We start from the raw sequence: 2,457 nt of genomic DNA on the forward strand, positions 1-2,457 counted from the left end.
GGCCGTTGCTGGGCCTGCAGATTCAGCGTAGGTACGAGCGGAGGCCGGGGAGACGCGGGCGTGGCACTCTGTCGGGCTTCGTATTCATGTTCCTGTCCGAGGAGCCGTCTCAGGCGCCTGAGACGGCCGAGACGGCCACCGGGGATGTTTCTCCGTCCCCGGTGACGCAGTTCAGCGAGAGGGCCGTTCAGCGGGTCATGGAGGCGTTTTCCTGTAATCCGGACGACCCTGAGTCGATGGTGGAGGCCCGTAGGCGGGCGCTGGAGCTGCTGCGTGGGCATGGATCCGTCGACGGGGCCCTGAGGGCGGCACGTCTGGAGTCGCAGGACGGTCAGGGCGCCCTCTTCTAGGGTTTGCCGGGTGGTTTGGGCAGTCCTCCTCCCATGGCGATGATGGCGGTCTGGGCCATGGGCATGCTGAGGCCGGACGCGACGCACTGGTCCCACAGGGTCTGCTGCATCTGCCGACGGAGGTCGTCGAGGTGGGCCTGCCAGGACGCGGTGTCGGGCCATGTGCCGGAGTTCGCCGCCAGGGCGGCCCTGTCGTCCGGGGGCAGCATCACGTCGAGGTCGTGGGGGATGTCCCGGCTCGTGGCCCTCCTTGCCACGAGCCAGACGTGTCCGGCGATGGTGCGGTGGCTGGTCTCGATGTCCCCGCGGGCCTCCAGTGTGCGGGCGGCGCGGCGGGTGGACGCCTCCTCGGCGGGTGTGTAGCGGCCGGGCGGGATGAGCCGCACCCATTTGCCGGGGCTCCGGTCGATCTGGGCCAGGATCATCCGCTGACGGGCCCCGTATCCGTGACTCATGTTTCGCCTTCCTGCTTTAAATGTTCCATGGAACATTATCAGGTGTTTCACGGAACATTCTAGCTGGCGCCGGTTGGCGTTTGGAAGGCGTTCTCAGATATGACGTGCCTGCCCTGGGGTCATGGAAAGCGGCCGATATCGGCCGCACTTTTGCAGATGTTCCTTGAAATCGTTGGAATTCCAACGATTTCAAGGCCCCCGGAGGGGGTGGGTGCAAGAAGTCCATTGATTTCGTTAGGTGCCGGTATCGGTGATTTCTGAGTCTGGGAGGGCGTTCTAGGGGGGTTTGAGATCTCGATCTGTCTTTGGCTGGCCTGGCCTGGATGCAATGGGTGCTGCTCATGGGCTGGCGTCTGGCATATGGGGGGCTGGATGAGGCCTGGTGTTGTGCCATGACGTGATGAGAGGGGCCTCAGTTGATCCTGAGGCCCCTCCCTGCTTCCGTTTATCGCCGGTCGCTCAGCGCCGCCAGGACGACGATAATGGCGAGCACGCCAGCCGAGAGATTCGGCGTGAGCTGCGGCACCAGATTCGGCGCGATCAGGGCAGCGACGATGATCAGATTCTTCCGGTTCATGAGGGACCTCCTAGGTGGATGCGCGGCGCAGCGTCCGCTGCGCTTGCCTGTCCCCTATGCGCGCAGGAAAAGATCGGCTGAGTTAGGTGATATGGGGATGATTTTTTGGGGGTCTGGAACCGGCCCCGTGAGGGGTCTGGTTCCCTTTTTTAATCTTTTAATAATCTTTTTAATATCTTTTAGACGCCCCGGAGGCCTTGGAAACACTGGGATTGCGAGGTATTAAAGAGTACAAAATGGGGGACTAAAGAGTACAAAATGGGGGACTAAAGAGTACAAAATGGGGGACTAAAGAGTACAAAATGGGGGGGAATGAGGATATATAAATATATTTTGTACTTAATTTATGGTACGCTGTCACCATGGTCAATGAGATTGTGAAGTTCAGCAACCAGTTCAACAACGTGGCATTGAGGAAGTTCGACGCCTCAAACCTGGATGTGCTCATGGCCATCGCCGCCAGGGTGAAGGAGCGCGGCACCGAGGAGGTCGTGTTCTCGTTCGAGGAGCTGCGCCGTCTCATGCGCCTCAACCGCAAGATGAGCAACCGGGAGCTGGCTGAGAAGATCGTGCAGACGAACGCCCGGCTCCTAGCGCTGAATTACACGTTCACTGATTCGGAGGGCGGCATTGTGCAGTTCGCCCTGTTTACCGAGTTCCGGACGCTTCCCAGCGCCGCCACGCTCACCGTGTCCGTCAATCAGAAATTCGCGTTCCTGCTCAACGACCTGACCAGCAATTTCACGCGGTTCGAGCTGGCGGAGTTCGCAGGCCTCAGGTCGAGGTACGCCAAGGAGTTCTACCGACGCGCCAAGCAGTACCGTTCCACGGGCCTGTGGATGGTCAGCCGTGAGGAGTTCTGCCGTCTCCTCGACGTGCCCAAGGCCACTGCAGAGTCGGTTTCCAATCTCAACCGCATTGTGTTGAAGCCGATTTTGGATGAGTGCGGGCCGTTGCTGGGCCTGCAGATTCAGCGTAGGTACGAGCGGAGGCCGGGGAGACGCGGGCGTGGCACTCTGTCGGGCTTCGTATTCATGTTCCTGTCCGAGGAGCCGTCTCAGGCGCCTGAGACGGC

At 60.6% G+C, this 2,457-nt stretch carries 4 protein-coding genes; 2 read left to right on the forward strand and 2 right to left on the reverse strand.

The genetic code is table 11. The features are described from left to right. On the forward strand, positions 1-350 hold a 350-nt coding region (locus F7D09_RS11580; protein ID WP_226836297.1), incomplete at its 5' end, for a hypothetical protein. On the opposite strand, the gene F7D09_RS10955 is transcribed toward F7D09_RS11580, so the two are convergent. Further along, the gene (locus F7D09_RS10955; protein WP_152235517.1) at positions 347-805 is read right to left on the reverse strand and encodes a hypothetical protein; all 459 of its coding nucleotides are present in this window, start codon (positions 803-805) and stop codon (positions 347-349) included. The two genes, F7D09_RS11580 and F7D09_RS10955, sit on opposite strands and share 4 nt — an antisense overlap. A gap of 445 nt (positions 806-1,250) precedes the next feature. Beyond that, positions 1,251-1,382 (reverse strand): hypothetical protein, encoded by a 132-nt coding sequence (locus F7D09_RS11650; RefSeq protein ID WP_264371998.1) that lies wholly within the window; start codon positions 1,380-1,382, stop codon positions 1,251-1,253. A gap of 362 nt (positions 1,383-1,744) precedes the next feature. On the opposite strand from F7D09_RS11650, the gene F7D09_RS10960 reads away from it, so the two are divergent. Next, positions 1,745-2,457 (forward strand): replication initiation protein (locus tag F7D09_RS10960; protein ID WP_152235518.1); only part of this gene is annotated, 713 nt, incomplete at its 3' end.

Source organism: Bifidobacterium leontopitheci (assembly GCF_009193355.1).
Lineage (GTDB): Bacteria > Actinomycetota > Actinomycetes > Actinomycetales > Bifidobacteriaceae > Bifidobacterium > Bifidobacterium leontopitheci.